Annotated in this window: 25 protein-coding genes; 8 read left to right on the top strand and 17 right to left on the bottom strand. The window is 59.7% G+C overall.

Going from position 1 to position 25,747, the window contains the following annotated elements; all coding sequences use genetic code 11:
• Window positions 1-73: 73 nt before the first annotated feature.
• From arfA to leuS, 5 genes are all read right to left on the bottom strand, one after another.
• On the bottom strand, window positions 74-229 hold the full coding sequence (gene arfA, locus MME58_RS22345; RefSeq protein ID WP_003376569.1) for an alternative ribosome rescue factor ArfA: 156 nt from the start codon (window positions 227-229) through the stop codon (window positions 74-76).
• A gap of 166 nt (window positions 230-395) precedes the next feature.
• Window positions 396-608: a hypothetical protein gene (locus MME58_RS22340; RefSeq protein WP_055004745.1), complete on the bottom strand. Its 213-nt coding sequence runs from the start codon at window positions 606-608 to the stop codon at window positions 396-398.
• Between the two features lie 5 nt (window positions 609-613).
• A complete protein-coding gene (gene holA / locus MME58_RS22335) occupies window positions 614-1,651 on the bottom strand; it encodes a DNA polymerase III subunit delta (RefSeq protein WP_054986549.1) in 1,038 nt (345 codons plus the stop codon).
• Between the two features lie 41 nt (window positions 1,652-1,692).
• A complete protein-coding gene (locus MME58_RS22330) occupies window positions 1,693-2,298 on the bottom strand; it encodes an LPS-assembly lipoprotein LptE (protein WP_054986647.1) in 606 nt (201 codons plus the stop codon).
• A gap of 89 nt (window positions 2,299-2,387) precedes the next feature.
• Window positions 2,388-4,994, bottom strand: coding sequence for a leucine--tRNA ligase (gene leuS, locus MME58_RS22325; RefSeq protein ID WP_055004744.1), 2,607 nt, complete (start codon window positions 4,992-4,994; stop codon window positions 2,388-2,390).
• Between the two features lie 348 nt (window positions 4,995-5,342).
• On the opposite strand from leuS, the gene MME58_RS22320 reads away from it, so the two are divergent.
• Both MME58_RS22320 and MME58_RS22315 read left to right on the top strand, forming a co-directional pair.
• The gene (locus tag MME58_RS22320) at window positions 5,343-5,672 is read left to right on the top strand and encodes a hypothetical protein (protein ID WP_055004743.1); all 330 of its coding nucleotides are present in this window, start codon (window positions 5,343-5,345) and stop codon (window positions 5,670-5,672) included.
• A gap of 155 nt (window positions 5,673-5,827) precedes the next feature.
• Window positions 5,828-6,598 carry a YdcF family protein gene (locus MME58_RS22315; protein WP_054986546.1) on the top strand — a complete coding sequence of 257 codons (771 nt, stop codon included), beginning with the start codon at window positions 5,828-5,830 and terminating at the stop codon, window positions 6,596-6,598.
• A gap of 48 nt (window positions 6,599-6,646) precedes the next feature.
• Here MME58_RS22315 and lnt read toward each other — a convergent pair whose 3' ends face one another.
• The 5 genes from lnt to miaB form a co-directional block, all read right to left on the bottom strand.
• Complete coding sequence (lnt, locus tag MME58_RS22310; RefSeq protein WP_055004742.1) at window positions 6,647-8,167, bottom strand: apolipoprotein N-acyltransferase; 1,521 nt, start codon at window positions 8,165-8,167, stop codon at window positions 6,647-6,649.
• Window positions 8,168-8,195: 28 nt separating this feature from the next.
• On the bottom strand, window positions 8,196-9,038 hold the full coding sequence (locus MME58_RS22305; protein WP_054986544.1) for an HlyC/CorC family transporter: 843 nt from the start codon (window positions 9,036-9,038) through the stop codon (window positions 8,196-8,198).
• A gap of 5 nt (window positions 9,039-9,043) precedes the next feature.
• A complete protein-coding gene (ybeY, locus tag MME58_RS22300; RefSeq protein ID WP_055004741.1) occupies window positions 9,044-9,544 on the bottom strand; it encodes an rRNA maturation RNase YbeY in 501 nt (166 codons plus the stop codon).
• Window positions 9,537-10,559: a PhoH family protein gene (locus tag MME58_RS22295; protein ID WP_055004740.1), complete on the bottom strand. Its 1,023-nt coding sequence runs from the start codon at window positions 10,557-10,559 to the stop codon at window positions 9,537-9,539. The genes ybeY and MME58_RS22295 overlap by 8 nt, the downstream gene beginning before the upstream one ends.
• Window positions 10,560-10,734: 175 nt before the next feature.
• Window positions 10,735-12,063 (bottom strand): tRNA (N6-isopentenyl adenosine(37)-C2)-methylthiotransferase MiaB, encoded by a 1,329-nt coding sequence (miaB, locus tag MME58_RS22290; RefSeq protein WP_054986541.1) that lies wholly within the window; start codon window positions 12,061-12,063, stop codon window positions 10,735-10,737.
• A gap of 130 nt (window positions 12,064-12,193) precedes the next feature.
• Here miaB and MME58_RS22285 point away from each other — a divergent pair, with 130 nt between their 5' ends.
• Window positions 12,194-12,520 carry a DUF1820 family protein gene (locus tag MME58_RS22285; RefSeq protein ID WP_054986540.1) on the top strand — a complete coding sequence of 109 codons (327 nt, stop codon included), beginning with the start codon at window positions 12,194-12,196 and terminating at the stop codon, window positions 12,518-12,520.
• A gap of 33 nt (window positions 12,521-12,553) precedes the next feature.
• Here MME58_RS22285 and MME58_RS22280 read toward each other — a convergent pair whose 3' ends face one another.
• The 4 genes from MME58_RS22280 to MME58_RS22265 all read right to left on the bottom strand — a co-directional run bounded on the left by MME58_RS22280 (window position 12,554) and on the right by MME58_RS22265 (window position 16,426).
• Window positions 12,554-13,102 carry a tetratricopeptide repeat protein gene (locus MME58_RS22280; protein WP_055004739.1) on the bottom strand — a complete coding sequence of 183 codons (549 nt, stop codon included), beginning with the start codon at window positions 13,100-13,102 and terminating at the stop codon, window positions 12,554-12,556.
• 295 nt (window positions 13,103-13,397) lie between these two features.
• On the bottom strand, window positions 13,398-14,681 hold the full coding sequence (hemL, locus tag MME58_RS22275; RefSeq protein WP_054986538.1) for a glutamate-1-semialdehyde 2,1-aminomutase: 1,284 nt from the start codon (window positions 14,679-14,681) through the stop codon (window positions 13,398-13,400).
• A 307-nt stretch (window positions 14,682-14,988) separates the two neighbouring features.
• Complete coding sequence (gene thiE, locus MME58_RS22270; protein ID WP_054986537.1) at window positions 14,989-15,606, bottom strand: thiamine phosphate synthase; 618 nt, start codon at window positions 15,604-15,606, stop codon at window positions 14,989-14,991.
• Between the two features lie 22 nt (window positions 15,607-15,628).
• Window positions 15,629-16,426 carry a hydroxymethylpyrimidine/phosphomethylpyrimidine kinase gene (locus MME58_RS22265; protein ID WP_054986536.1) on the bottom strand — a complete coding sequence of 266 codons (798 nt, stop codon included), beginning with the start codon at window positions 16,424-16,426 and terminating at the stop codon, window positions 15,629-15,631.
• Window positions 16,427-16,797: 371 nt separating this feature from the next.
• Here MME58_RS22265 and MME58_RS22260 point away from each other — a divergent pair, with 371 nt between their 5' ends.
• The 4 genes from MME58_RS22260 to MME58_RS22245 all read left to right on the top strand — a co-directional run bounded on the left by MME58_RS22260 (window position 16,798) and on the right by MME58_RS22245 (window position 22,789).
• Window positions 16,798-18,792 (top strand): sensor histidine kinase, encoded by a 1,995-nt coding sequence (locus tag MME58_RS22260; protein WP_054986535.1) that lies wholly within the window; start codon window positions 16,798-16,800, stop codon window positions 18,790-18,792.
• Between the two features lie 119 nt (window positions 18,793-18,911).
• Complete coding sequence (locus tag MME58_RS22255; RefSeq protein WP_055004738.1) at window positions 18,912-20,561, top strand: acyl-CoA dehydrogenase family protein; 1,650 nt, start codon at window positions 18,912-18,914, stop codon at window positions 20,559-20,561.
• Between the two features lie 52 nt (window positions 20,562-20,613).
• The gene (amn, locus tag MME58_RS22250; RefSeq protein WP_054986533.1) at window positions 20,614-22,077 is read left to right on the top strand and encodes an AMP nucleosidase; all 1,464 of its coding nucleotides are present in this window, start codon (window positions 20,614-20,616) and stop codon (window positions 22,075-22,077) included.
• A 79-nt stretch (window positions 22,078-22,156) separates the two neighbouring features.
• A complete protein-coding gene (locus tag MME58_RS22245; protein WP_055004737.1) occupies window positions 22,157-22,789 on the top strand; it encodes a pseudouridine synthase in 633 nt (210 codons plus the stop codon).
• Window positions 22,790-22,801: 12 nt separating this feature from the next.
• On the opposite strand, the gene MME58_RS22240 is transcribed toward MME58_RS22245, so the two are convergent.
• Window positions 22,802-23,281, bottom strand: a complete 480-nt coding sequence (locus MME58_RS22240) for an Lrp/AsnC family transcriptional regulator (protein ID WP_002555305.1) — start codon at window positions 23,279-23,281, stop codon at window positions 22,802-22,804.
• Window positions 23,282-23,629: 348 nt separating this feature from the next.
• On the bottom strand, window positions 23,630-24,121 hold the full coding sequence (locus MME58_RS27620) for a hypothetical protein (RefSeq protein ID WP_310886331.1): 492 nt from the start codon (window positions 24,119-24,121) through the stop codon (window positions 23,630-23,632).
• Here MME58_RS27620 and MME58_RS22235 point away from each other — a divergent pair.
• Window positions 24,002-24,841, top strand: coding sequence for a DUF6515 family protein (locus MME58_RS22235; RefSeq protein ID WP_325049347.1), 840 nt, complete (start codon window positions 24,002-24,004; stop codon window positions 24,839-24,841). The two genes, MME58_RS27620 and MME58_RS22235, sit on opposite strands and share 120 nt — an antisense overlap.
• A gap of 6 nt (window positions 24,842-24,847) precedes the next feature.
• On the opposite strand, the gene MME58_RS22230 is transcribed toward MME58_RS22235, so the two are convergent.
• The gene (locus MME58_RS22230; protein WP_055004736.1) at window positions 24,848-25,741 is read right to left on the bottom strand and encodes a cation diffusion facilitator family transporter; all 894 of its coding nucleotides are present in this window, start codon (window positions 25,739-25,741) and stop codon (window positions 24,848-24,850) included.
• Window positions 25,742-25,747 lie beyond the last annotated feature (6 nt).

Genomic DNA, 25,747 nt, shown 5'->3' with positions numbered 1-25,747 from the left:
AAGGGTATTACCGTTAGGTGCAGACCATAACACGGCTAAGCGGTTGAAAGCGCCTCGGAGATGTTGCTCGATATCAGGCCGCCATAAAGCAGGAAGCCTCCCAGCTTTTAGACTGGAAGGCTTCGCGGCGGTAGCTGCCTTTGCCCTTGGAGGGTTGTTCCTGACGACTGCGGAACAAGGGCTGGGCGATGATGGATTTGGCCTTGTTCGGCCGCTTTGGCTTGCTCATGGCGGGGTGCTCCTGATGGGGGTTGTGAAACGCTGCAAATCATCGGGCAGAAAGGCGGTTGTGTCTAATAGTTGTGTGCTATGACGCGGTAGCCAGCCGCAGGCTGAGTGAACGTTTGTGGGGACGAGCTTGCTCGCGAAGAGGCCGGTGCAGGCCCTCGCTTTGATCAAAAATCAAACTGATGGAGTAGCGCCATCATGAGGATGGCAAGGGTGGCAACACCCATGCCTGTCGCCCAACTTGCTGCCGGGGTTTCGGCGAACCAGGAGCCCTTTGCAGGGTATTTGCCAAGCGTCAGGAGTTTTACGATCGGCCATCCGACCGGATAGAAAACGGCACGAGCGGCGACTTCAAACAGGCCAGTAGGTAGGTCGCACATGAGGCCTACTCCGCAGGCAATGCCAGCCGTTGTCCCGCCATCAGCAGCGCCAGTCGGCTCAGGCTGCTCCACGGCGAACCGGCGGCCTGGCCTTTGATTTGCGCGTCGATGCGTTGTGCGTCCATCAGCAGCTGGCTCCAGCGTTTCGCAGAGTGGCGTTGCAGGGCTTTGCTCATCAGTGGTTTACGCTTGTCCCAGATCGGCGGGCGCGCCGAGCTGAAGATCTTGTCCAGCGGCACGCCCTGGCTGAACTGCTGGGACATGTTGGCCAGCGCACGCAGCTCGCGGGTCAATGCCCAAAGGATCACTGGCGTTTCGACGCCTTCGCCGCGCAAGCCTTCCAGCATGCGTAACGCATGGGCTGCTTCGCCATTGAGCACGGCATCGGTCAGGCCGAAGACATCGAAGCGGGCACTGTCGGCCACCGCCGCCTGGACCGTTTCGACGGTGATCTGGCCTTCCTCGGCCATCAATTTGAGCTTTTCGATTTCCTGTGCGGCAGCCAGCAGGTTGCCTTCGACCCTTGCGGCGATCAGCTCGACAGCGTCCTGAGTCGCAGCAAGGCCCGCCTGGGAAAGGCGCTGGCGAATCCATTGCGGCAATTGACCAATGTCCACGGGCCAGATTTGTACGAACTGGGTTTGCGCACCGTCAACCAGTGCCTTGCCCCATTTGGTCTTCTGCGCGCTACCGTCGAGCTTGGGCAGGCTGATCAGCAGCAAGGTGTCTTCTGCAGGTCTGGCGCAGTATTCCATGAGTGCCGCAGCACCTTTGTCACCGGGTTTGCCGGACGGCAAACGCAGTTCCAGAAGGCGACGTTCGGCAAACAGGGACATGCTGGCACCTGCCTGAAGCAACATGCCCCAGTCGAAGCTGGCGTCAGCGCTGAATACCTGCCGCTCATCGAAACCTTGTCGGCGCGCAGCAGCACGCACGGCATCGGCGGCTTCCTGGCAAAGCAACGGGTCATCGCCGCTGATCACGTAGACGGGCGCGAGCGTACCTTGCAGGTGTTTACCCAGTTGGGCAGGGGCGAGTTTCATGAGTCAGAGCATGTCGGGGCCGGAAAACCGGCCCCGAACACTTACCTGCCCGGAACTTCGACAGGCGACTGCTGAGGCGTCTCGTCGCGGATACGCTGCGCGGCTTCCAGGGCGTCGGCTTCAGCCTTGGCCGCTGCGTCCGCCTTGGCCTGCAGCTCGTCCAGACGCGACGGTGTCATTTGCTGCAAACGGGCCATCATTTTCTGAATCAGGTCATTGCGCATTTCCTGACGAACCTGTGCGGCTTCCTGGTCGGAACCGGTCAGGTTGTTGCCATCGTGCACGTACGAGCGGTCTGCGGTGACTTTATCGCCGAGCAGGAAGCGATCTCTGTCGCCGTGCACTTCATAGGTCAGGGTGGTGGTCAGCTGGTATTCAGCCGAGCGGCCCGAGCCGGAGTAGCTGATGGCACGCTGGGTTTCGGCTTCGTTGGTCAGCATGAGTTTGTAAGGCGCTCCGGTATAGACCTTGACGCCGGAACTGGTCAGCAAACGAGTGAGTTGAGTCACGGTTTCGCCGTAGGCGTTACGTGCACTGACATCCAGCTCCTTGATCGCCAGCTCGGTTGTGCCGGTGCCACGCAGCTGGAAGCCACAGGCACTCAACAGAACAGCCAGGCCCATCACCAGCAAATTGCGTTTGATCATCTTGATGCTCCCCTTGAATCCGTTTGGGCCGACGCTGCGAACCCTGGAAATATGTTCGGCGCCCGGCATCTGCCAGGCGCCCGATCCAATCAGCTTGCGACGATGTTGACCAGCTTGCCAGGCACGACGATCACCTTGCGAATAGTCAGGCCATCAGTGAAGCGCAATACGTTTTCGTTGATGCGTGCGGCCGCTTCGACTTCTTCGCGGCTGGCGCTGGCGGGCATTTCGATATGGCCGCGCAGCTTGCCGTTGACCTGAATGACCAGTTGCAGACTGTCCTGTACCAGCGCATTCGCATCGAATGCAGGCCAGCCAGCATCGATGACCGGTTCATTGTGGCCCAGTTGCTTCCAGAGCTCGTGGCTGATGTGCGGTGTGATCGGTGCCAGCAGCAGGGTGACTGTTTCCAGGCCTTCCTGAATCAGGGCACGATCCTGTGGTGTGGCCTGCGGAGCTTTTTCCAGCACATTCATCAGGGTCATCACTTGCGCGACAGCCGTGTTGAATTTCTGGTTCTGGCCAATATCCTGACTCGCCTGTCTGATCGCCTGATGAATCGAGCGGCGGATGGCCTTCTGGTCATCCGTCAGTGCCGCAATGTCCAGGCCGGTCGATACACCCTGACCGACATGCGCCTGAGCCAGGCGCCACACGCGGCGCAGGAAACGATGCGAGCCTTCAACGCCCGAGTCGGACCACTCCAGGCTCATGTCAGGCGGGGAGGCGAACATCATGAACAGGCGGCAGGTATCGGCACCGTACTGATCAATCATGGTCTGCGGGTCGATGCCGTTTTTCTTCGACTTCGACATTTTTTCGGTGCCGCCGATTTCCACCGGCAGGCCGTCGCTGGTCAGCGTGGCACTGATCACCTTGGCCTTGGCATCTCTTTCGAGGGTCACATCGGCCGGGTTGATCCAGGTCTTCTTGCCGCTGGTTTCCATGCGGAAGTAGGTCTCGGCGTTGACCATGCCTTGGGTTAGCAGGTTCTTGAACGGTTCGTTCGAGGTCACCAGGCCTTCGTCGCGCATCAGCTTGTGGAAGAAGCGGGCGTACAGCAGGTGCAGAATCGCGTGCTCGATGCCGCCGATGTACTGGTCCACTGGCAGCCAGTGGTTGGCAGCGTTCGGCTCGACCAGACCACCCTCGTAATGCGGCGACGCATAACGGGCGTAGTACCACGAGGACTCGACGAACGTGTCCATGGTGTCGGTTTCACGCTTGGCCGGTGCGCCGCATTTCGGGCAGCTGCATTCGTAGAACTCGGGCATACGCGCCAACGGCGAGCCAGCACCGTCTGGCACTACGTCTTCAGGCAGGACAACGGGCAACTGGTCTTCAGGGACTGGCACGTCGCCACAGGTGTCGCAATGCACGATAGGGATCGGGCAGCCCCAGTAGCGCTGGCGGCTGATGCCCCAGTCACGCAGGCGGAACTGGGTGCGGGACTGGCCCAGCGATTTCTTGACCAGTGCGGCTTCGATGGCATCGAACGCGTCCTGGAAATTCAGGCCGGTAAACTCGCCGGAATTAATCAGCTCGCCATGCTCACCGTAGGCCGCTTGCCATGGAGCAGGCGTTTCGTCGCCGGCGCTGGTGCGTACCACGGGCTTGATCGGCAGACCGTACTGGGTGGCGAATTCGAAATCACGCTCGTCGTGCGCCGGTACGGCCATGACCGCGCCATCGCCGTAGTGCATCAGCACATAGTTGGCGACCCACACCGGCAGCTTCTCGCCGGTCAACGGGTGCTCGACGAACAACGAGGTCGGCTGGCCTTTCTTTTCCTGAGTGGCAACATCGGCTTCGGCAACGCTGCCGCCTTTGCATTCATCGATGAACGCCTGCAACGCAGGGTTGCCCTGAGCGGCCAGGGTTGCCAGCGGGTGTTCTGCGGCTACCGCGACATAGGTCGCGCCCATCAGGGTATCGGGGCGGGTGGTGAAGACTTTCAGGGCACCGGCTTCGCCTATCGACGTCTGGTCGTATGGAAACTGCACTTCCATACCGCGCGATCTGCCGATCCAGTTGCGCTGCATGGTCTTGACCTGTTCAGGCCAGCCCGGCAACTCGTCGAGGCTTTCCAGCAGCTCGTCGGCGTAAGCGGTGATCTTGAAGTAGTACATCGGGATTTCGCGCTTTTCGATCAGCGCGCCCGAGCGCCAGCCGCAGCCATCGATGACCTGCTCGTTGGCCAGCACGGTCTGGTCGACCGGGTCCCAGTTCACGGTGCCGTTCTTGCGGTAGATCACGCCTTTTTCGAACAGGCGGGTGAACAGCCATTGTTCCCAGCGATAGTAGTCAGGCTTGCAGGTGGTGACTTCGCGCGACCAGTCAACTGCCAGACCCAGGCTCTTGAGCTGGGTCTTCATGTAATCGATATTTTCGTAGGTCCACTTCGCCGGCGCGACGTTGTTGTCGATGGCGGCATTTTCGGCCGGCATGCCGAAAGCGTCCCAGCCCAATGGCTGAAGGACATTCTTGCCCAGCATCCGCTGGTAGCGGGAGATCACGTCACCAATGGTGTAGTTGCGCACATGACCCATGTGCAGCTTGCCGCTCGGGTAAGGAAACATGGACAGGCAATAGAAAGTGTCCTTGCCTGGCTGTTCACTGACTTCAAAAGACTTTTGCTCATCCCAGAACGTTTGGGCGGCGGCTTCGATTTCGCGGGGCTGATAGAGTTCGTGCATGGCTACTTTTTACTAAAGATTAGTGACCCTTGACCTCTTCATTGCTTCGCCGAGTCAGTTCCGCACCGCGTGGCGGACAATTGCAACTGTCTGTGCGGTGCGTTCGGGCTCAAGAGCGCGGAAGTGGAATTACAGGAAGCGCAGTAGCATACATGAGGGCCGTCTATCGAGGGAAACCCTGTTTTTGCCTTGTCTCGCCTTCGCACGTCACGTTTTTACACGGCTTGTGTGCTTGTCAAAGCCCGGTCGGCAACCCTGTCTGGCCGTTGGTCGCAGTTCCATGCCGGTTTGTGCAGCAGCGCTAAGCTCAATCGCGAGGGTGATGATTATCTTCGATGAGGTGAGCGGATGACAGAGTTGCAGCATGTTGTAAGCCTATCCGAACTGTATGAGCGTCTGATCGACCGCCTCGGGCTGGCGCTCGAGACGGCGAGTACATCGGTCCGGCTCCGAAACGAGTCGCCTGCAGAGCTTGAACTCAAGGGGTTGAGCAGTGCCGAGTTCCTATTGATAGAGGCCTATCTGGAGAAAGGTGCTGGAGCCACAGATGTCGTTACCAGCGACCGCGTTATCGTCCCGCCGGAGCACGGCCGGCCGTCCAGGGCGTCAGCCACGATTATCTGGCTGAAAGACAGGCGACGAGGCAGGGCGTCGACCCGTATGGGGCGCAACAGTTAGGTCATTGGGTCTGGTCTGAAGGCTCGCCTGCGCGCAAGCTGACGGGCTTTGCATCGCTGGCCATGCACTTCTGCCCTCTGCTGCGCACATTGTCCAGGAACATTGTTGTCTGACTTCAAACATTCTAGGCTGCGGACATCCATGGAGATGTTCCGATGCCTTTGCGTTACCTGCTCAAAACCCTCCTTTTGCCGCCCGGCATTCTATTCGTTCTGCTGATTCTTGGCTGGTGGTTGCGTCGATCCTCCCCACGCCTGGCGACGGTATGTTTTGCCATCGGTTTGGGCGGCCTGTGGCTGATGAGCCTGCCAGTGGCCGTGGAGTATGCTGCCCGTAAAATGGAGCAGGTCCCGCCCTTGCCGCAGCAGCAGTGGGAGACGCTGGCGCAGCAGGCTGACGCTATTGTGGTGCTGGGCAATGGGCGTGAGCGCAATTCTCCGACCTGGGGCGCAGACACCCCGACCGGCCTGGGCCTGGAACGACTGCGTCTGGCGGCACGGTTGTCGAAGGCGTCCGGACTGCCCATACTGACCAGCGGTGGTTTGCACTTTGATCAGCCGCCCAGCGAGGCGTCGATTATGGCGCAGTCGCTGCAGGATGATTTTGGTGTGACAGTGCGCTGGCAGGAAGGGCGAAGCCGTACCACGTGGGAAAACGCGACAATGACCGCTGCGGTTCTGCAATCGCAAGGCATCAAGCGCGTGGTGCTGGTCACCCAGGCCTGGCATATGCCAAGAGCACGCTGGAGTTTCGAGCAGTCGGGTTTCACCGTGGTGAGTGCGCCGGTCGGCTTCCTTGGCGTCGATAACGCCCGGCCTTTTGGCGGCTGGCTGCCTGAAAGTCGGGTGTTCACGCAGAGCGGTGTGTTGCTTAACGAAGCGGCAGGCTTGCTGATTTATCCGTGGATCTATCCGGACAGCCGCTGATTCTGGTGCCGGTCCCGCCTGGCTGCGGGCGAAACCGGCTTCCTGCAATCAGACGGTTTTGGAAATCCGTGCAGCCATCAATGCCCAGCCGAACAGCAGCAGGCAGACAATCCCCAGTGGCCACGAACGCCAGCGCAGGTAAGGCGTGAGTTCGTGCATCGGAACCACTTCGCCATACAGCACGCCGCGTTCGAACTGCGGAATCTGTACGGTAATTCTGCCGAACGGATCGATCAGCGCAGTCACGCCATTGTTGGTTGCCCGGATCATCCAGCGGCCGGCTTCCAGAGCGCGCATCTGCGCCATCTGCAAGTGTTGCAGTGGACCAATCGAGGTGCCGAACCAGGTATCGTTGCTGACTGTCAGTAACAGGTCGCTTTGCGCCGACAGGCCTGCGGCGAACTCCGGATAGACGACTTCGTAGCAGATGAACGGTGCAATGTGATAACCCTTGGCCTGCAACAGTGCCTGATCGTTCGGGCCGCGCGCGAAGTCCGACATCGGCAGGTCGAAAAACGAGATCAGTCCGCGTAACAGGTCCTGCAGCGGTACGTACTCACCGAACGGAACGAGCTTTTGCTTGTAGTAGGTGCCATCGCCCTGACCGGTAACCGTAATGCCATTGTAGTAGCGATACTCGCCGCGCCCGGTCGGCTCACGCACCGGCACGCCCGTGATCAGTGCAGCGCCGCGGTCCGACGCAAACTTGCCCATCATCGACAGATAACCTTCTGCGCTTTCCTTGAGCACTGGTACGGCGGTTTCCGGCCAGACGATCAGGTCCGCCTGCTGCGAACGGAAGGTCATGTCACGATACAGTGCAAGCTGATCGTTGAGCTTTTGCGGGTCCCATTTCATGCTCTGTTCGATGTTGCCTTGTATCGCCGCGACTTTCAGCGGCGCGCCGGACGGTGAGGTCCAGGCATGATCCTTGAGCGCCAGGCCTGCAATCCAGGGGGTCAGCAACAACAGCACGCCCATGGCCAGAAACGATTTGCGTGCCCGCAAGCGGTGCAGGTTGCACAGCAGTGCAGCAGTCAGGCCCAGCGAAAACGAGATCAGCCATACGCCACCGACGGGTGCGAGCCCGGCAAGCGGTCCGTCAAGCTGGCTGTAGCCGGAATACAGCCACGGAAAGCCGGTAAGGAACCAGCCGCGAAACGCCTCCTGCCAGAGCCACAGCGCCGCAAACGCCAGCGCGTCGGCCAGCGGTGCCTCATTGCGACGAAGCCAGCGCGCCCAGACCCAGGCGGGCAGGGCGAAGAACAGCGCGATAGCCGCGATGAACAGCAGCATCAGCAGCCCGGCCAGCAGCGCAGAAGCACCGCCGTAGGTATGGATACTGACGTAGATCCAGCTGGTGCCAGCGCCATACAGGCCGAACCCGTAGCACCAGCCGCGGGCCAGTGCCTGGCGCGGGCTGAGCTCGCGCAGCCCCAGATAAAACATCGCCACCGCCACCAGCACCAGAGGCCAGAGGTCGAAGGGTGCCAGGGCGAGGGTCGTGAGCCCGCCAGCCGCCAGGGCCAGCAGGTTACCGGGCCAGCCGGGGCGGGTTATCCAGCGCATGTAGATTCCTTAAAGCAGCATCAAATGTTTACGGACGTGAAATGGGGGTCACGCGCAGCAAATGAATGCGGCGGCTGTCAGCGCTCAGGATGCGGAAACGATAGGCACCGATTTCGGTGATTTCGTTGCGCTTGGGCAGATGACCAAAGGCATTCATCACCAGGCCGCCCACTGTATCGAACTCGTCATCGGAGAACGCACTGTCGAAGAATTCGTTGAAGTTCTCGACCGGCGTGAGGGCCTTGACCAGGAAGTCACCGCTGGGCAGCGGTTTGATGTAGCTGTCTTCCTCGACATCATGCTCATCTTCGATATCGCCGACGATCTGTTCCAGCACGTCTTCGATGGTCACCAGACCTGCCACGCCGCCGTATTCGTCAATGACGATGGCCATGTGGTTGTGGTTGGCGCGAAACTCGCGCAGCAGCACGTTGAGGCGTTTGGATTCGGGCACGAACGTGGCCGGACGCAGCAGTTTCTTGACATCGTCAGTGTCGCCGTCGGCCTTGAGGATCAGCGGCAGCAGATCCTTGGCCAGCAGCACGCCGAGCACGTCATCGTGGCTCTCGCCGATCACCGGGTAGCGCGAATGCGCAGCATCGATGACCGCAGGCAGAAATTCACGCGGTGTCTGGGTCGCCTTGATGCTGATCATCTGCGAGCGCGGCACCATGATGTCGCGTACTTGCAGGTCAGCCACCTGAATGGCTCCCTCGACGATGGCCAGCGCTTCACTGTCCAGCAGTTTGTTCTGATGGGCTTCGCGCAGCAGCTCAAGCAGCTCCTGGCGGTTTTTCGGCTCATGGACAAAGGCCTGGGTCAGTTTACCCAACCATGACTTTTGCCCGTTGCTCGATCGGTCTTCGCTCATAGCCCTTACTCGTGGTCCTTGCTTGGTGTGTCTGAATGGGGAAGGTCGGCACTTTCGTCGTTTGCATAAGGATCGGGGTAGCCCAGCTCCTCAAGCAACGTTCGTTCCAGTGCTTCCATTTCTTCGGCTTCTTCATCATCGATGTGGTCGTAACCCAGCAGATGAAGGCAGCCATGAATGACCATGTGTGCCCAGTGTGCGTCGACGGGCTTGCCCTGTTCAGCGGCTTCGCGGTTGACCACCGGAACGCAGATGACCAGGTCGCCCAGCAACGGGATGTCCAGCATGTCGTCTGGAACATCCGCCGGGAATGAAAGCACATTGGTTGCGTAATTCTTGTGTCGCCAGGTGTGATTGAGCTCACGCCCTTCGGCTTCGTCGACAAGACGGATAGTCAGCTCGGAATCGGCACTGCGCTGGCGCAGGCCCAGCTCACACCAAAGGCGGAACCGGGCTTCGCTGGGGGCGTCTGTTTTGCTTGCAATCTGCAGGTCCAGCTCAAGCATCGCGGTTCTTGTCCCGTGGGTAACTGTTGTTGCCCGACGGGCCATCGCTGAGGCGGTCGTCGAAGCGCTCGTAGGCCTCGACAATGCGCTGTACCAGCGGGTGGCGCACCACGTCCTTGGGTTTGAAGTGCGTGAAGCTGATGCCCGGCACGTCCTTGAGCACATCGATGACATGCGTCAGGCCCGAGCGCGTGCCTTTGGGCAGGTCGACCTGAGTGATGTCGCCAGTGATCACGGCGGTGGAGCCGAAGCCGATTCGGGTCAGAAACATTTTCATCTGCTCGACGGTGGTGTTCTGACTTTCGTCGAGAATGATGAAGCTGTTATTAAGGGTGCGTCCGCGCATGTAAGCCAGCGGTGCCACTTCAATGACCTGCTTCTCGATCAGCTTGGCGACGTATTCGAAACCGAGCATCTCGTACAGCGCGTCATACAGCGGGCGCAGGTACGGGTCGATCTTCTGCGCCAGATCACCGGGCAGGAAACCGAGCTTCTCTCCTGCCTCGACGGCCGGGCGCACCAGCAGGATGCGACGAATCTGCTCGCGCTCCAGTGCATCCACTGCGCAGGCGACCGCCAGGTATGTCTTGCCAGTACCCGCCGGGCCGATGCCGAAGTTGATGTCGTTGCTGAGGACTTCCTTGACGTAACGCTGCTGATTCAGGCCGCGCGGGCGAATCGTGCCCTTTTTCGTGCGCAGCGACACGCCGACTTCGGCGGCAGGGTGGTTGTCCAAGCCGTCCACGCCTGATTCCTGAAGGAACAGGTGAACCATGTCCGGCGTCAGCTCGGTACCTTTGGTTTCCCGGTACAGACGACGCAGAAGATTCTCGGCGGAGTGATTTTGTTTTGAGTCGCCAATAAGCTCGAACTGATTGCCGCGGTTGCGGATCTCGATGTCCAGGCGTTGCTCGATCAGGCGCAAATGCTCGTCGAGTTGCCCGCACAGATTGGCGAAACGATGGGCCTCGAAAGGCTCGAGGGTGAAGCGATGAGGTTCTATGGGTGCGTTCAAGGTCGTTAATGGCCGTCCGGCGGCAATTGAGATGTATTGAAGAATACCCCTGGCGGTGGTTGTGCGAAAGCTTTGCCTCGTTAAAGGCTGCGTCAGGGATTCACCGTGCTCAATGGTAGGGATCGCGCAGAACCGAATTCATTCGGCGATTCGTTTCTGCGGCGACGCTCAAGATTTACTGTAGCAGCGAGCCACGCAATGAGTGAGGCTGCGCATCGTCGATATGTACGTCGGCAAACTGCCCGATCAATTTGGGATTGTTGCAGCGGAAATTGACAATCCGGTTGTTCTCGGTGCGGCCCTGCAGTTCGCCGGGGTCTTTCTTCGAATAATCGGTCACCAGGATGCGCTGAACACTGCCCACCATCTGGCGGCTGATCTCGAAACCCTGCTGGTTCAGGCGATGCTGAAGCGCAGCCAGGCGCTCTTTTTTCAGGGCTTCCGGAGTGTCGTCCTTCAGGTCTGCGGCAGGCGTACCCGGACGCGGGCTGTAGACGAACGAGAACGAGAAGTCGAAGCCCACGTCTTCAATCAGCTTCATGGTGTTGTCGAAATCTTTTTCGGTTTCGCCGGGGAAGCCAACGATAAAGTCCGAGCTGATGCTGATCCCCGGTACCGCTGCCCTGAGTTTGCGCAAGCGAGACTTGTATTCCAGCGTGGTGTGGTTGCGTTTCATGGCCGCCAGAATGCGGTCAGAGCCCGACTGAACCGGCAAATGCAGGTGTTTGACCAGTTCCGGGACTTCCGCGTGGGCCTGAATAAGGCTGTCTGAAAACTCCAGCGGGTGCGAAGTGGTGTAGCGAATACGGTCTATGCCATCGACCGCGGCAACCACTCTGATCAGATCTGCCAGATCGGCAACCCGGCCGTCGTGGGTGGTGCCCCGGTAGCCATTGACGTTCTGACCCAGCAAGGTGACTTCGCGCACGCCGTTTTCGGCCAGGTGGATGACTTCGCTCAGCACGTCATCGAACGGGCGGCTGACTTCTTCGCCACGCGTATAAGGCACCACGCAGAACGTGCAATATTTGCTGCAGCCTTCCATCACCGACACATAAGCGCTCGGGCCATCGACGCGCGGCTCGGGCAAATGGTCGAATTTTTCGATTTCGGGGAACGAGACATCGACCTGCGGCAGGCGGGTGACACGTGCGGCGTCGATCATTTCCGGCAGGCGGTGCAGGGTCTGCGGGCCGAATACCACGTCCACGTACGGTGCGCGGTCCCGAATGGCTGCGCCTTCCTGGCTGGCCACACAGCCGCCGACGGCGATCACCATCTCGGGGTTGGCCAGCTTCAGCTCACGCCAGCGGCCGAGCTGGGAATACACCCGGTCCTGGGCGCGCTCGCGAATCGAGCAGGTATTGAGCAGGATCACGTCGGCGTCTTCCGCACGAGCGGTGACTTCCAGAGCCTGATGTTCGCCCAGCAGGTCGACCATTCGCGAGCTGTCGTACTCGTTCATCTGGCAACCGTGGGTTTCGATGTAAAGCTTCTTGGCCATGCGTGATCATCAACCGATTCAGTTAACCGAGCATTATAAGGATGAAGCGCTCCGGTTCCTAGCGTTGGCTGTCTGATGGACATGCTATAGTCCGTGCCCCTTTTTCATCTCTGATCGTTACCCGCCCGTTATGACCAAACGCGAAGCTCCAATCTACAAGGTGATTTTCCTCAACCAGGGACAGGTGTTCGAGATGTACGCCAAGCAGATCTATCAAAGTGATCTGTGGGGCTTTCTGGAAGTTGAAGAATTCGTCTTCGGCGAACGCACGACGGTTGTAGTGGACCCGAGCGAAGAGAAGCTCAAAGCCCAGTTCGAAGGCGTAGTGCGCAGTTTCGTGCCGATGCATTCGATCGTGCGCATCGATGAGGTCGAGCGTATAGGCACGCCGAAGATCAGCGAAGCACGCGGCTCCAGCAACGTGATGCCGTTCCCCATGCCGATGCCCGAAAAGTAAGCCTGAATCGCGATTGCCCTGAGGTGTTCCTGATCAGGGCAGCGGAGAGAAAGGACTGCGACCTTCAGCGGTCTGCAGTTCAAGCAGGTATTTACGGAAGATCTGCCCCAATACCTGGGTAGCAACTTCCAGCTCGTCGCGCTGCATCTTTGCCGAGACCTCGTCGGCAGCGTCCAGCGCGTCTTCCGAACCATTGACCGCAGCCATCTTCAGTACGATATACGCCTGAATGTTATTGGCCTGCACCCCTTCGCCACGGCTGAACATCAAGCCCAGTTGGTACTGCGCCTGGGCATGGCCCTGCAATGAGGCCTGCTCGAAGTAATTCAGCGCCTGCGGCAAATCGCGAGGTGCATTTCTGCCCTCGTAATAGAACTCACCCAACTCGTACTGCGCCTGCGCATCCCCACCCTTGGCGGCCTGCTGGCAGGCTTCGAGCGCAGCGGGCAGGTTCTCTGGCTGGGTATTGAGGGTGCAACGACCCATCGCCGGGATTAACAACGAGTTGCCGCCGGCAGTCGCCAGCAGGGGATAGACAAGCAACAGGCAGCCCAATACAAGGGTGCGGCCGGTGCGGTTCATGGGAGTCGACTTACCTCTGAAAAAGGTGCGGGCATGCCCGACCAGCTAAACGTGCCGGCTGCGCATTATGAAATAAGCAGAGCCAACCTTACAAAGTCTTTACGGATTTTCTGCTGCACGGCTTGAAAACGCCCTTCTTTACGGGGGCATTACCCGAAACAAAACTTCCAGTGGCCTGTATCTGCAGCGTTCGCACTGCATTGTAGAAGCAAAATACGGACTTAACGTTCCGTTTCATTCACAGACATCACTTGCGCCGGTTCAATGACACCTTGCGCAAGTGAGTCTGACGAGCTTATTTCAGCGCAGCAAACGCTTTTTCTGCGGCATCCAGTGTCAGTTTCAATTCGGCTTCGCCGTGGGCGATGGAAGTGAAGCCAGCTTCGAATGCGCTCGGCGCGAGGTATACGCCGCCTTCCAGCATCAGGTGGAAGAAACGCTTGAAGCGCTCGGCATCGCTGGTCATCACGTCTTCGAATGTCACGATTTCAGGTGCTTCGCTGAAGTACAGGCCGAACATGCCGCCCGCCTGGGTGGTCACGAACGCAATACCTGCAGCGTCGGCCCGTTGTTGAAGGCCTTCGAGCAGGCGACGGGTGTAGTCGCTCAGTTCATCATGGAAGCCCGGGCGGCTGATCAGACGCAGGGTGGTCAGGCCGGCAGCCATCGCCAGCGGGTTACCCGACAGGGTGCCCGCCTGATAGACCGGGCCGAGCGGGGCGATGTGCGACATGATTTCGCGCTTGCCGCCAAAGCAGCCAACCGGCATGCCGCCGCCGATGATCTTGCCAAAGGTGCTCAGGTCGGGCTTCACATCGTAGTAAGCCTGTGCACCGCCAAGGGCTACGCGAAAACCGGTCATCACTTCGTCGAAAATCAGCACCACGCCATGTTCGTCGCACAGGGCCCGCAGCCCTTGCAGGTAGCCAGGCGCAGGCGGGACACAATTCATGTTGCCGGCCACCGGCTCGACGATGATGCATGCCACTTCCTGACCCACTTCGGCCAGCAGGTCACGCACTGCGTCGAGGTTGTTGAAAGGCACGGTGAGTGTGTGTTTCGCAAACGCCGCCGGTACGCCGGGCGAGCTGGGCACGCCCAGCGTGAGCGCGCCGGAGCCGGCCTTGACCAGCAGGCTGTCGGAATGGCCGTGGTAGCAGCCTTCGAATTTGATGATGCTGTCGCGGCCGGTGAAGCCTCGGGCCAGACGGATCGCGCTCATGGTCGCTTCGGTGCCCGAGCTGACCATGCGGACCATTTCCATGGACGGCACCAGTTCGCAGACCAGATCGGCCATTTGGGTTTCCATGGCGGTCGGTGCACCATATGAAAGACCGTGTTCGAGCTGGCTGCGCACTGCATCGAGCACTTCAGGGTGGCTGTGGCCAAGAATCATCGGCCCCCATGAACCGACGTAATCTACATAGCGCTTGTCGTCTTCATCAGTCACGTAAGCGCCCGCAGCATGCTTGAAGAACAACGGCGTACCACCGACGCTCTTGAAAGCGCGAACCGGTGAATTGACACCACCGGGGATGTGTTTTTGGGCGTTGGCGAACAGTGTTTCGGAACGGGACATGATCGGGTCTCTGCTTTGAAACGGGGAATTCGTGTCTACGCTGGGGTCAGCCGAGGCGGGCAGCTTTATACCGGGCTGCTTTGTTGGGTGGCATGAGCCAGAGCAGGCGCAGGAACCCGCACTATATCAAATGCTGCACGGCTGCGGATGAGGACCCATGGACTTGTGGGCGAGCTTGCTCGCAGGCGGATTAACCGTCATCGGCGATCTGCGTGGCTGCAATGGCGTTTTGGTGAGCACGCTCACTCCCACACTATCGGGATTTTCAGATTGCAGACGTTCTGCGGGTACACCGCAGAACGCTGCTCTACAGCAATGCCGTAAACGCTTTCGCCCTGCGGGTCACTTCCTGCGCGGTTTCAGCGCCGAACAGGCCGTGTACCACGGCCAGCAGGTCAGCGCCGTGCTCGACCAGCTGCGGGGCGTTTTCCAGGGTGACGCCGCCGATCACCGCAATCGGCAAGTGAACCCTGGCGCGAACCTGGGCGATCAGGTCCAGCGGCACTGCGGGCGCGCCGGGCTTTGTCAGGGAGTTGAAGAATCTGCCAAACGCTACATAGGTCGCGCCGTCAGCCTTGGCCTGCTCCGCCAGCGCCAGGCTGCCGTGACAGGTGGCACCGACAATCGCCTTGTGCCCCAGCAGGGCGCGGGCATCGGGCAATGAACCGTCGGTCTGCCCAAGATGCACACCCACGCCCAGACGCGCCGCCAGTTCGGCGTCATCGTTGATGATCAGCCGCGTCTTGTAGCGTTCACAAAGTTTGAGCAGTTCGGTGGCTTCGCGCAGACGACGGGACTCGTCGCTGGTTTTGTCGCGGTATTGCAGCAGCGTCACGCCGCCATCCAGCGCAGCTTCGACATAGGAAAGAAATTTGCCGGACAGCAACTGGCTGTCGGTGATGGCATACAGGCCACGTAGTTTCATGAATCGAGCCTCATGCGAAGTGTTACGAGCAAAAATCCAGCGGCAGCCGACGAGGCACAAATTGCCCCCGGCCCAGCTGTTCGGCATCTCTCAGTGTTCGCCAAGTGTAATCCAGCGCCGACTTTACAGCGCTGACCCGTTCCTCCCCCTGGGCAATACGCCCGGCCAGTGCGCTGGCCAGTGTGCAGCCTGAACCGTGGTAGCTGCCGGGTAAGCGTTCGCACACAAAGGTATGGGTCTGACCGCCTCGCACATACAGGCGATTGTGGATTTGTTGTTCATCACCATGACCGCCAGTGATCAGCAGGTATTCACAAAACAGTAGTAGCTTGTCGGCGCATTCGTCCGCAGTACCCTCAGGCAGTTCCGCCAGAATGCGTGCTTCCGGAAGATTGGGGGTCGCAATGGTCGACAGTGGCAGCAGGCGTTCGCGCATGGCGTAGCCGACTTCATCCTTGCCCAGCCTTCCGCCACCGCCGGCACGCAATACCGGGTCACAGACCATTGGCAAATGCGGGTGGGCAAGGAGCAGGTCGACCACCGTATCGACCATTTCAAGCGAACCCAGCATGCCGAGCTTGACGGCTGCTACGCTCGAATCATTGAGGACTGCGTTGGCTTGTGCCATCACCCATTCGCGATCCAGCACGCGGAAATCACTGACATTCACAGTGTCTTGCACAGTGAGCGCGGTAATGACCGGGGCGGCGTGGCAGCCTTGGGCGAGCAGGGCTTCTATATCGGCCTGCATACCGGCACCGCCACTAGGGTCGTGGCCGGAGAGGCAAAGGACAACGGGGCGGGAGCTATAGATATTCATGGTGCGCGAGCTTATCACTAAACCTTTCGCGGGCCGCTCGGGGTGCCGGGTTTTTCTTGTTGATGAGGTGCAATCGGCGACTCCCGCAGGCCCGACAGAACTGCAAAAAAATCTCATGTTTGTCCTGAAACGACCGATATAGAGCTATTGCCTTGATTTTTATCGCGATACTGTCTTTAAGCTATTAGCGGCTATGCTTGTGTGGTCAGACCGATTACCGACGGTCTGCATCGGTTTTCATACCGATGCCTGCCGGTGTATCTCCACGTTCAATGGTCTGTTTGAATCATTAGCCTGTTTCAAGGACAGAAATTTGCGGGGCGTCGTCATCAATGGATGGATTGAACGCGACGACCTACCTTGGGGCTTCAATGCGCTATCTGTTGATCATTCTGGCTCTTTGGCTGCCGTTGCAGGGTCATGCAGTCGAGTTTGATGAAAACACTCGTTTTCTGCCGTTGGGCCGTGCCATTCAGGTGTTCGAAGACCCGACCGGCGAGGCGACCATTGAAAGCGTCAGCTCCGCAGCCGGGGCCAGCGCCTTTCGACCTGTGCCTGCCGGAACCTTCAATGCCGGTTATTCCCGCTCTGCTTTCTGGCTGAAAGTCGAGCTTGTCTACCGCCCCGTCGATGCCGACATCCATAACGACTGGCTGCTGGAACTGGCCTATCCACCGATGGATCACGTTGATTTCTATGCGCCGGATGCCAATGGGCAACCCACACTGGCCTGGCAGACCGGCGACATGCTGCCGTTCTCCAGCCGCCAGTTCGCTCAGAACAACTATCTTTTCCAGTTGGATCTGCCGCCGGGCCAGACGCGAACCCTGTACATGCGCCTACGCAGCGAGGGGTCGGTCCAGGCACCGCTCAATCTCTGGTCTACGCACGCCTATCTCGAAGCGCAGCCGACCAAGGTGTATGTCTTCGGTCTGATCTACGGCGTTTTGCTGGGTATGCTGGTTTATAACCTGTTCATCTACCTCAGCGTTCGCGAGGTGGATTACCTGTATTACCTGCTGTATGTCGCCTCGTTCGGGCTTTACCAGATGTCGATCAATGGCGTCGCTATCGAATACCTGTGGCCCGACAGTCCTTGGTGGGCAAATGCGTCGACCCCCTTCCTGATGTCCCTGGCTACATTGTTTGCGTGCCAGTTCTCGCGCAGCTTTCTGGGCACGGCGCAGTTGGGGCGCTGGCTTGACCGCTTGTTGCTGATGATCATAGGCGCTGCGGTGCTGGTGATGAGCATGGCCCTGTTTCTGGGATACGGACCCGCGTTGCGGGCAGCCACTCAACTGGTCATGGCCGGAGCGTTGACGATATACCTGGCGGGCATTGTCGCGGTCATGAAAGGCGAGCGGGTGGGGCGCTATTTCGTGCTGGCCTGGTCGGTTTTCATGGTCAGCGGGCTGATCTTCGGGCTGATGCTGCTTGGCTATCTGCCCAACACGTTCCTGACCATGTACGCCTCGCACATCGGCACGGTACTGGAAATGGCGTTCCTTTCCATGGCACTCGCCGACCGCATCAACCATGCCCGTTGCCAACAGGCGCGAACGCTGCTGGCAGCGGGTCAGGACCTGGAGCGTCTCAACCAGCAACTGGCCAACAGCAACCGGCTGAAGGATGAGTTCCTGGCCACGCTTACCCATGAGCTGCGCACGCCGATGAACGGCGTGATCGGGTCGCTGGAGGTGATGCAGACGCTCGACATGGACGACGAAGTGGAGATGTATCAGCAGACAGCCGCCAGCTCCGCGCGGGACATGATGAGCATGATCAACGGCATTCTGACCCTTACCGAGCTGCAGGCCGGTGTGCTGTATGCCGACTGCGACGTTTTTTCGCCTGAGGATCTGGCGGAGAGGTTGCGCGAGCGCTTCAGCGGTGCGGCTCAGTCAAAGGGGTTGATCCTGACGTTTGATCTGGACGATAAGCTCCCGCCAGGCTTGCGTGGCGACGTCGGCAAGCTCTACCAGTGCATCGAGTGTCTGATGGACAATGCGATCAAATTCACGCGCAAGGGCGCAGTGCAAGTGCGCTTCAGCGGTCATCCACAGGACCTGGAGCGCATGTACCTGCGGGTGGAGGTGATGGACAGCGGTATTGGTTTCAGCCGGTTGGACGAAGCCCAGTTGTATCAACACTTCTTTCAGGTGGATGGCTCCATGACCCGCGAATACGGTGGGCTGGGCATCGGTCTGGCGATCTGCCGGAAACTGGTCGAGTTGCAGGGTGGCGAGCTGAGTCATCGTTCCGAGCCAGGCAAGGGCAGCTGCTTTACGCTGAGCGTTCCGATGCTGATGGTCGTTCCGGGCGCCGTGCGCAAGGCCCCGCAACTCAAGGCCCAGTGGGGTATATAGGCCGCCTCTGCAAAGCGGCACGAGCAAAAGGCACCGACATTTCGGCGGCTACGACACTTTTGCAAATGCCGGGTGCATGATTCACTGTCTACACGTTGCGCGTGCATGCAGGATGACTCATGAACCTGAATCAGTTTGCCGAAACCCACGAAGTCACCAATCAACCTCCGCCTCTGGACGGGGTAAACCTCTACCGCATCGATGTACCGCTCCAGGAATGGAGCACGCGATTCGGTGCAGGCTGGGCGCAGCCGCGCATAGATGCCTGCGGCGCACTGGCAGGCGGACCATTGATGGAGGCGGGCTTTCTGGCCAACCAGAACAAGCCGGTGTTTGCCAGCCATGACCGCTACGGACACCGCATCGATCTGGTCGAGTTTCACCCGGCGTATCACCAACTGATGAACACGGCCATCGAGCATGGCATTGCGTCGCTGCCCTGGACTGATCCCCAGCCCGGCGCTCATGTGGCGCGTGCGGCCATGAGTTATCTGCATACGCAGGCAGAGCCCGGTAGCGGTTGCCCGTTGACCATGACCTTCGCCAGCGTTCCTGCACTCAGGCTACAGCCGGATCTGGCTGAAATCTGGCTGCCGAAAGTGCTGTCTACGCATTACGATCCGCGCAATGTGGGCGTTGCGCACAAGCGCGGCGTGACCATCGGCATGGCCATGACCGAAAAGCAGGGCGGCACCGACGTGCGCGCCAATACCACACGTGCGGTCCCGGTGGGCGCAGGCGGCCCCGGCCAGGCGTATGAGCTGGTCGGGCACAAGTGGTTCTGCTCGGCACCGATGTGCGACGCGTTCCTGACCCTGGCGCAGACCGAAAAAGGGCTCAGCTGTTTTCTGCTGCCACGCCATCGACCTGACGATACCCGCAACGAGTTCTACATCCAGCGGCTGAAGAACAAGCTCGGCAACTGGTCCAATGCGTCGAGTGAAGTCGAGTTTCGTGGCGCGCTGGCGTGGATGGTCGGTGAAGAAGGGCGCGGCGTGCCGACCATCATCGAAATGGTCGGCATGACCCGTTTCGACTGCATGATCGGCTCCAGCGCCTTGATGCGTCAGGCGCTGACGCAGGCTACGCATCATTGCGCGCACCGGTCGGTCGGTGGCCGGTTGCTGGCCGAGCAGCCGTTGATGCAGAACGTCCTGGCTGACCTGGCGCTGGAAAGCGAAGCCGCGCTGGCCCTGACCCTGCGCATGGGGCGTGCGCTGGATCATCTGGATAATGACCACGAGAAACGTTTCGTGCGGCTGGTCACGGCGGTGGGCAAATACTGGATCTGCAAGCGCGCCCCGGCCATGATCAATGAAGCCGCCGAGTGCCTGGGCGGTGCCGGCTATGTCGAGGACAGCATCCTGCCCCGGCTGTACCGCGAGGCACCGGTCAACTCCACGTGGGAAGGCTCCGGCAACGTGCAATGCCTGGACGTGCTGCGGACTCTGTCAAAAGAACCCGGCGCGTTCGATGCGCTGTTCGACGAGCTGGGTGACGGGCACGGTGATCGGCATCTGGCAGCGCATATCGCCAGGTTGAAAAGTGCGTTTCAGGACACCCGCGACATTCAGTACCGCGCCCGACAACTGACCGAAGACATTGCCGTCGCCTTGCAGGGCAAGCTGTTGCTGGAAGCGGGCAATGCCGCGGTCAGCGATGGTTTCATTGCAGGGCGGATCGCCTCTGGCGGGCGCGTGTATGGCGCATTGCCGCAGGGTGTCGATGTAGAAACATTGTTGCTCAGGGCCTCACCACAGGTGGCATGAGCACGCGAACCCGTTACGATGCACGTCTGCAAGATCAGACAGGACATGAATCGTGACCCAAGCCTTTGTTGTTGTCGACACCGCCGAGCAGGCCGTAGAGCGGCTCGCCGAGCTGCATGAACGTGCGACCGGCGCGCTGAGTCAGGCGCTCAAGCGCTATCTGAAAGACCGCGTCGAGCCCACCGCCGAGGAGCGTGCGCAGTTTCGCTACCCTCAACTGCGCCTGGTGTACAAGTGCCACGGTGAAGTGCCGCTGACCACCCGCGCCTATGCCAAGGTCCAGTTGCCCGGCACCTACAGCGTTACCGTCACGCAGCCGAAAGCGTTCAAAAAGTACCTGCTGGAGCAACTGGTCCCGCTGATGAGCGATTTCACCGTAACGGTTGAAGTCGGCATCAGCGAGCAGAACATCCCTTATCCCTACGTGGTCGAGCAGGGCGACGAGCTGGCTGGCACCGGCGTGACTGCTGCGGCGCTGGCGCGGGTGTTCCCGAGCACCGACCTGTCTGCTGCGACCGATGGCATCGCCGACGGCCTGTATGACTGGGCCAATGTCGATCCGCTGCCACTGGCGTTGTTCGATGCCGCGCGGGTGGATTTCTCGCTGCGCCGCCTGGTGCATTACACCGGCAGCGACTGGCGTCATGTTCAACCGTGGATTCTGCTGACCAACTACCATCGTTACGTTGACCAGTTCATCCTGCATGGCCTGGAAAAACTCCGTGAAGACCCGCGTTTCGTACGCATGGTCCTGCCGGGCAATGTGGTGGTCGACAAGAGCATGAGTCTCGACGAGGCCCAGGCCATCGTTGCCAGTGTGGTCTGGCACCGCTATCAGATGCCGGCTTACCACCTGATCGCCGAAGACGGTCATGGCGTGACGCTGGTCAACATCGGCGTCGGCCCGTCCAATGCCAAGAACATCACGGACCACTTGGCGGTACTGCGTCCGCATTGCTGGCTGATGATCGGTCACTGCGGTGGCCTGCGTCAGTCGCAGACCATAGGCGACTACGTACTGGCGCACGCCTATATGCGCCGCGACGGGATTCTCGACCGAGTGCTGCCACCGCACATCCCGATCCCCGCCTTGGCCGAAGTGCAACTGGCCTTGCAGGAATCGGCGGCGCAGATTACCGGCGAACGCGGCGAAGAGCTCAAGAAGCGTCTGCGCACCGGTACGGTTCTGACCTACGACGACCGTAACTGGGAATTGCGCTGGGCGCAGGAGCGCCCGCTGATCAATCTGTCGCGCGCCGTGGCAGTCGACATGGAAAGTGGCACCATCGCCGCTCAGGGTTATCGCTTGCGTGTGCCTTATGGCACCTTGCTTTGCGTGTCCGACAAACCGTTGCACAGCGAAATCAAACTGCCGGGTTCGGCCAATGCGTTCTACGAGCGTGCGGTCAGTCAGCACTTGAAGATCGGCATCGCCGCGCTGGACCTGCTGCGTACCGAGCTGAACTCGCTGCACTCACGCAAACTGCGCAGCTTCGATGAGCCGCCGTTCCGTTGATGGCCTGCCGTTAATAGATTGGTATTTGCACGAAGGGCCACTAAAGTGGCCCTTTCTGTTTTCCGATTGCCAAATTCTCATGTCCCGCATTCAACGCCCTGTTTCTCGCCGTCCCGTTTCCAACCCCGCAGGTGCTGGCCGGCGTGTCGCCAAAGCGCCACCGGCTGAGCCTAAGCTGTTTCTGTTCAATAAGCCGTTTGACGTGTTGACCCAGTTCAGTGACGAGGGAGGTCGCGCAACGCTCAAGGACTTCATCAAGATCCCCGGTATCTATCCGGCTGGCCGCCTTGACCGCGACAGCGAAGGCTTGTTACTGCTGACCAACGATGGCCAGTTGCAGGCGCGCATTGCCGATCCGAAACACAAGCTGGCCAAGACCTACTGGGTACAGGTCGAGGGCGAGCCGACGGATGAGCAACTGCAGCAGTTGCGCTACGGTGTCCAGCTCAACGACGGCCCGACCTTGCCCGCCGAAGCGCGGCAACTGCAAGAGCCGCAGCTCTGGCCACGCAATCCTCCCGTGCGCTTTCGCAAGAGCGTGCCGACAAGCTGGCTGGAACTGGTGATCAAGGAAGGGCGTAATCGGCAGGTGCGGCGCATGACGGCTGCCGTCGGGTTGCCAACCCTGCGGCTGGTGCGGGTCAGGATTGGCGACTGGACGCTGGAAGGCCTGGATCAGGGCCAATACCGGGAAGTCGCCGCAAAACTGTGAGGCCGAACCGACTCAGTTGCGCAGATGGGTCAGCGGCATTTCGGTGCTCGCCAGCACCTGGTTGAGCACAAAGCTCGACTTGACGCTGGTCACGCCTTCGATCCGGGTCAGGTGGCCCAGCAGCAGTTTCTGGTAGTGATCCATGTCTGGCACCACCACTTTCAGTTGATAGTCCGCGTCCATGCCGGTCACCAGGCTGCATTCCAGAACCTGAGGCAGGTTGCGGATTTGCTGTTCGAAGTTCTCGAAGCGTTCGGGCGTGTGCCGGTCCATGCCGATCAGCACGTAGGCGGTCAGGTTCAGGCCCAGTTTCTTGCGATCCAGCAGGGCAACCTGACGCACGATGTAACCGTCGTCCTCGAGTTGCTTGACCCGGCGCGAGCAGGGAGATGGCGATAGACCAATGCGTTCGGCCAATTCCTGGTTGGATATGCGTGCGTCCCGTTGCAATTCAGCCAAAATGCTCAGGTCGTATCTGTCGAGCTTGCTCACGATGCACCCCTTTATCAATTCAATTGCGCTGGATTATTCATCTGAAGTCAAAAATTGCGCAAGTAATGTTTTAATCCGCAATATTAGCAATCCTTTGCCTTAGCCTCAGGTCTATTCTTTTAACCAGAATCACTGCCCGGACACAGCGTCCAGCGCGACCCGCCGAATCAGGCCAGTCGCGGCCTCCCATCCAACAGGGTGTGCCAGGCCCCCGGGCTACATACTGTCCAGAAGACGGCATGAGGTGAGCCAGCGTCAAAAGCGTTGCGCCAGGACGAAGTATCTCAAGGGGGCCATCTGGCCCCCTTTTCTTTGTCTGCTGATAAAGTGCGCAGAACGGCGCTACGCTTAAACAGTCTTAATGACGTCAACCTGCGCTCTAGTGAGGAAAGCATGAAATCTGGCATCTGGCAGTTTGCGGGTGTAAGTCTGTTGTGTCTGAGCATCAGCGCTCACGCACTGGCCGACGAACGTGATGATTCGCCGCGCAATCCGCTTTACGGCAGCCCCGGCGATAACGGGCAACAACGTCAGCAGCAACAGCAGCGTGCTCAAGAGCAGAACAATCAGCAGCGTCAGATTCAACAGCAGCAGAATCAGCAGCGCCAGGTCGAGCGTCAGCAGCAACAACAGATCAACCAGCAGCAGATCAATCAGCAACGCCAGATTCAGGAACAGCAGAACCAGCAGCGTCAGGTCGAGCGTCAGCAACAGCAGCAGATCCAGCAACAGCAGATTCAACAGCGCAACGTCGAGCGCCAGCAGCAACAGCAGATCGACCAGCAACAAAGGGATCAGCAGCGTCAGATTCAGCAGCAGCAAAACCAGCAGCGTCAGCAGTTACGCCAGGCTCAGGACAACCTGCCGATCCAGAGTGGCCCGAGGGAGGCCTGGCAAACCCAGCAGCCGCGTCAGGGCTATTATCAAGACATCCCGCGCGGCAATAACCGCAATTGGCAGGCTGGTAATGGCCGCCCCAATGACCGCTGGGAAGGGCGCCCCGACGGCCGTGGCAATGGCTGGGGACCAGGCCCGCAATATCGGCCCGGCTATGCGATAGACCGTGTACCGGGCGGCTATTCGCGAATTCCCTATCGTGGTCAGGATTATTACTACTCGGGTGGCTACTGGTATCGCCCGCAAGGCCCACGCTATGTGGTGGTGACACCGCCTTATGGCGTTCGGGTCAGCAGGCTGCCGTCCTATTCTCAGGAAGTATGGATCGGTAGCAGTCTGCTGTTTCTGGCGGCGGGTACTTATTACGCTTATCAGCCCGACAGTCAGGACTACGTGGTGGTCAATCCGCCGCAGAACGAGGCGGTGTATCAGCAGGCCCCGGCTGAACAGCAGAGCAATGGTTACGATCCGGTTGCCTACCCTGCCAATGGCCAGAGCCCGCAACAGGTCGAGCTGGACCATTACCAGTGCTACCGTCAGGCGGCAGATCAGAGCGGCTTCGATCCGGCCAACGTCGCCGGCCAGCCTCCGCCTGAACAGGTGGATGCCTATCGTCGCTTGATGGGCGACTGTCTGGCCGGGCGTGGCTACAGCGTCAATTGACGCTGATCAGGCGTCAGCCTGCCTGACCACTTCCTGGGGATCGGCGTGCACCAGCACTTCGGCCTTCGGGAATTGTGCGTGAATGGCGTCGGCGACCTGATCGCAAAGCGCATGGGCGACTGACAGGGTCAGCGCTCCCGGCAATTCCAGATGCAGCTGCACGAACCATCGATTACCCGAAATTCGTGTACGCAGGTCATGCGCCCCAAGTACCCCCGGTACTTCGCACGCCAGCGCCAGCATGCGGGTGCTGACATAGGCGGGCAGCTCTTCATCCATCAAGACCGACACTGTTTCGCGGGCGATCTGCAATGCGCTCCATAAAATGTAAAGCGCGATACCCAGACCAAAATAGGCGTCCAGTTGCTGCCAGCCGAAAAACGCCAGGGTCAGCGCCACCAGAATACTGGCGTTAAGCAGCAGGTCCGAACGGTAGTGTAATGAATCGGCGCGGATGGCCGCCGAGCCTGTCGCCTTGATCACCCGGTATTGCAGGGTGAGCAGCGCCAGGGTCAGTGCGATGGAAACTACCATCACGACCATCCCCAGCAACGGCGCGCCCAACGGTTCCGGATTCTGAATGCGCTCGACTGCCTGAACCGCGATCAGCACGCCGCTGACGGTGATGAACAAGGCCTGTGCCATGCCCGACAGTGCTTCCGCCTTGCCATGACCATAGCGATGATCATCATCGGCAGGACGTAGCGCGTAATGCACCGCCAGCAGGTTTAGAAACGAGGCTGCACCGTCAAGCAACGAATCGGTCAGACCGGCCAGCAGGCTCACCGAGCCGCTCAGCCACCAGGCCACACCCTTGGCCAGAATCAGCGTCACGGCAACCGCCAGCGAGGCCCGCGTCGCCAGACGCAGCAGTCGGGTATGTTCGGCAGTGGTGCTCATGACGCT

The organism is Pseudomonas syringae pv. tagetis, assembly GCF_022557255.1.
Lineage (GTDB): Bacteria > Pseudomonadota > Gammaproteobacteria > Pseudomonadales > Pseudomonadaceae > Aquipseudomonas > Aquipseudomonas caricapapayae.
The sequence above is the reverse complement of the archived record's forward strand: the minus strand, read 5'-3'. Positions and strand labels throughout refer to the sequence as shown.

Excerpts from the sequence above, each read along its gene's own strand:
- MME58_RS22330 (WP_054986647.1), bottom strand. The coding sequence starts at position 2,298 with ATGATCAAACGCAATTTGCTGGTGATGGGCCTGGCTGTTCTGTTGAGT.
- MME58_RS22305 (WP_054986544.1), bottom strand. The coding sequence starts at position 9,038 with ATGAGCGAAGACCGATCGAGCAACGGGCAAAAGTCATGGTTGGGTAAA.
- hemL (WP_054986538.1), bottom strand. The coding sequence starts at position 14,681 with ATGTCCCGTTCCGAAACACTGTTCGCCAACGCCCAAAAACACATCCCC.
- MME58_RS22255 (WP_055004738.1), top strand. The coding sequence starts at position 18,912 with ATGAACCTGAATCAGTTTGCCGAAACCCACGAAGTCACCAATCAACCT.
- MME58_RS22245 (WP_055004737.1), top strand. The coding sequence starts at position 22,157 with ATGTCCCGCATTCAACGCCCTGTTTCTCGCCGTCCCGTTTCCAACCCC.
- MME58_RS22230 (WP_055004736.1), bottom strand. The coding sequence starts at position 25,741 with ATGAGCACCACTGCCGAACATACCCGACTGCTGCGTCTGGCGACGCGG.
- MME58_RS22320 (WP_055004743.1), top strand. The coding sequence starts at position 5,343 with ATGACAGAGTTGCAGCATGTTGTAAGCCTATCCGAACTGTATGAGCGT.
- MME58_RS22280 (WP_055004739.1), bottom strand. The coding sequence starts at position 13,102 with ATGAACCGCACCGGCCGCACCCTTGTATTGGGCTGCCTGTTGCTTGTC.
- ybeY (WP_055004741.1), bottom strand. The coding sequence starts at position 9,544 with ATGCTTGAGCTGGACCTGCAGATTGCAAGCAAAACAGACGCCCCCAGC.
- MME58_RS22265 (WP_054986536.1), bottom strand. The coding sequence starts at position 16,426 with ATGAATATCTATAGCTCCCGCCCCGTTGTCCTTTGCCTCTCCGGCCAC.
- leuS (WP_055004744.1), bottom strand. The coding sequence starts at position 4,994 with ATGCACGAACTCTATCAGCCCCGCGAAATCGAAGCCGCCGCCCAAACG.
- thiE (WP_054986537.1), bottom strand. The coding sequence starts at position 15,606 with ATGAAACTACGTGGCCTGTATGCCATCACCGACAGCCAGTTGCTGTCC.
- holA (WP_054986549.1), bottom strand. The coding sequence starts at position 1,651 with ATGAAACTCGCCCCTGCCCAACTGGGTAAACACCTGCAAGGTACGCTC.
- MME58_RS22315 (WP_054986546.1), top strand. The coding sequence starts at position 5,828 with ATGCCTTTGCGTTACCTGCTCAAAACCCTCCTTTTGCCGCCCGGCATT.
- miaB (WP_054986541.1), bottom strand. The coding sequence starts at position 12,063 with ATGGCCAAGAAGCTTTACATCGAAACCCACGGTTGCCAGATGAACGAG.
- arfA (WP_003376569.1), bottom strand. The coding sequence starts at position 229 with ATGAGCAAGCCAAAGCGGCCGAACAAGGCCAAATCCATCATCGCCCAG.
- MME58_RS22285 (WP_054986540.1), top strand. The coding sequence starts at position 12,194 with ATGACCAAACGCGAAGCTCCAATCTACAAGGTGATTTTCCTCAACCAG.
- lnt (WP_055004742.1), bottom strand. The coding sequence starts at position 8,167 with ATGCGCTGGATAACCCGCCCCGGCTGGCCCGGTAACCTGCTGGCCCTG.
- MME58_RS22340 (WP_055004745.1), bottom strand. The coding sequence starts at position 608 with ATGTGCGACCTACCTACTGGCCTGTTTGAAGTCGCCGCTCGTGCCGTT.
- MME58_RS22260 (WP_054986535.1), top strand. The coding sequence starts at position 16,798 with ATGCGCTATCTGTTGATCATTCTGGCTCTTTGGCTGCCGTTGCAGGGT.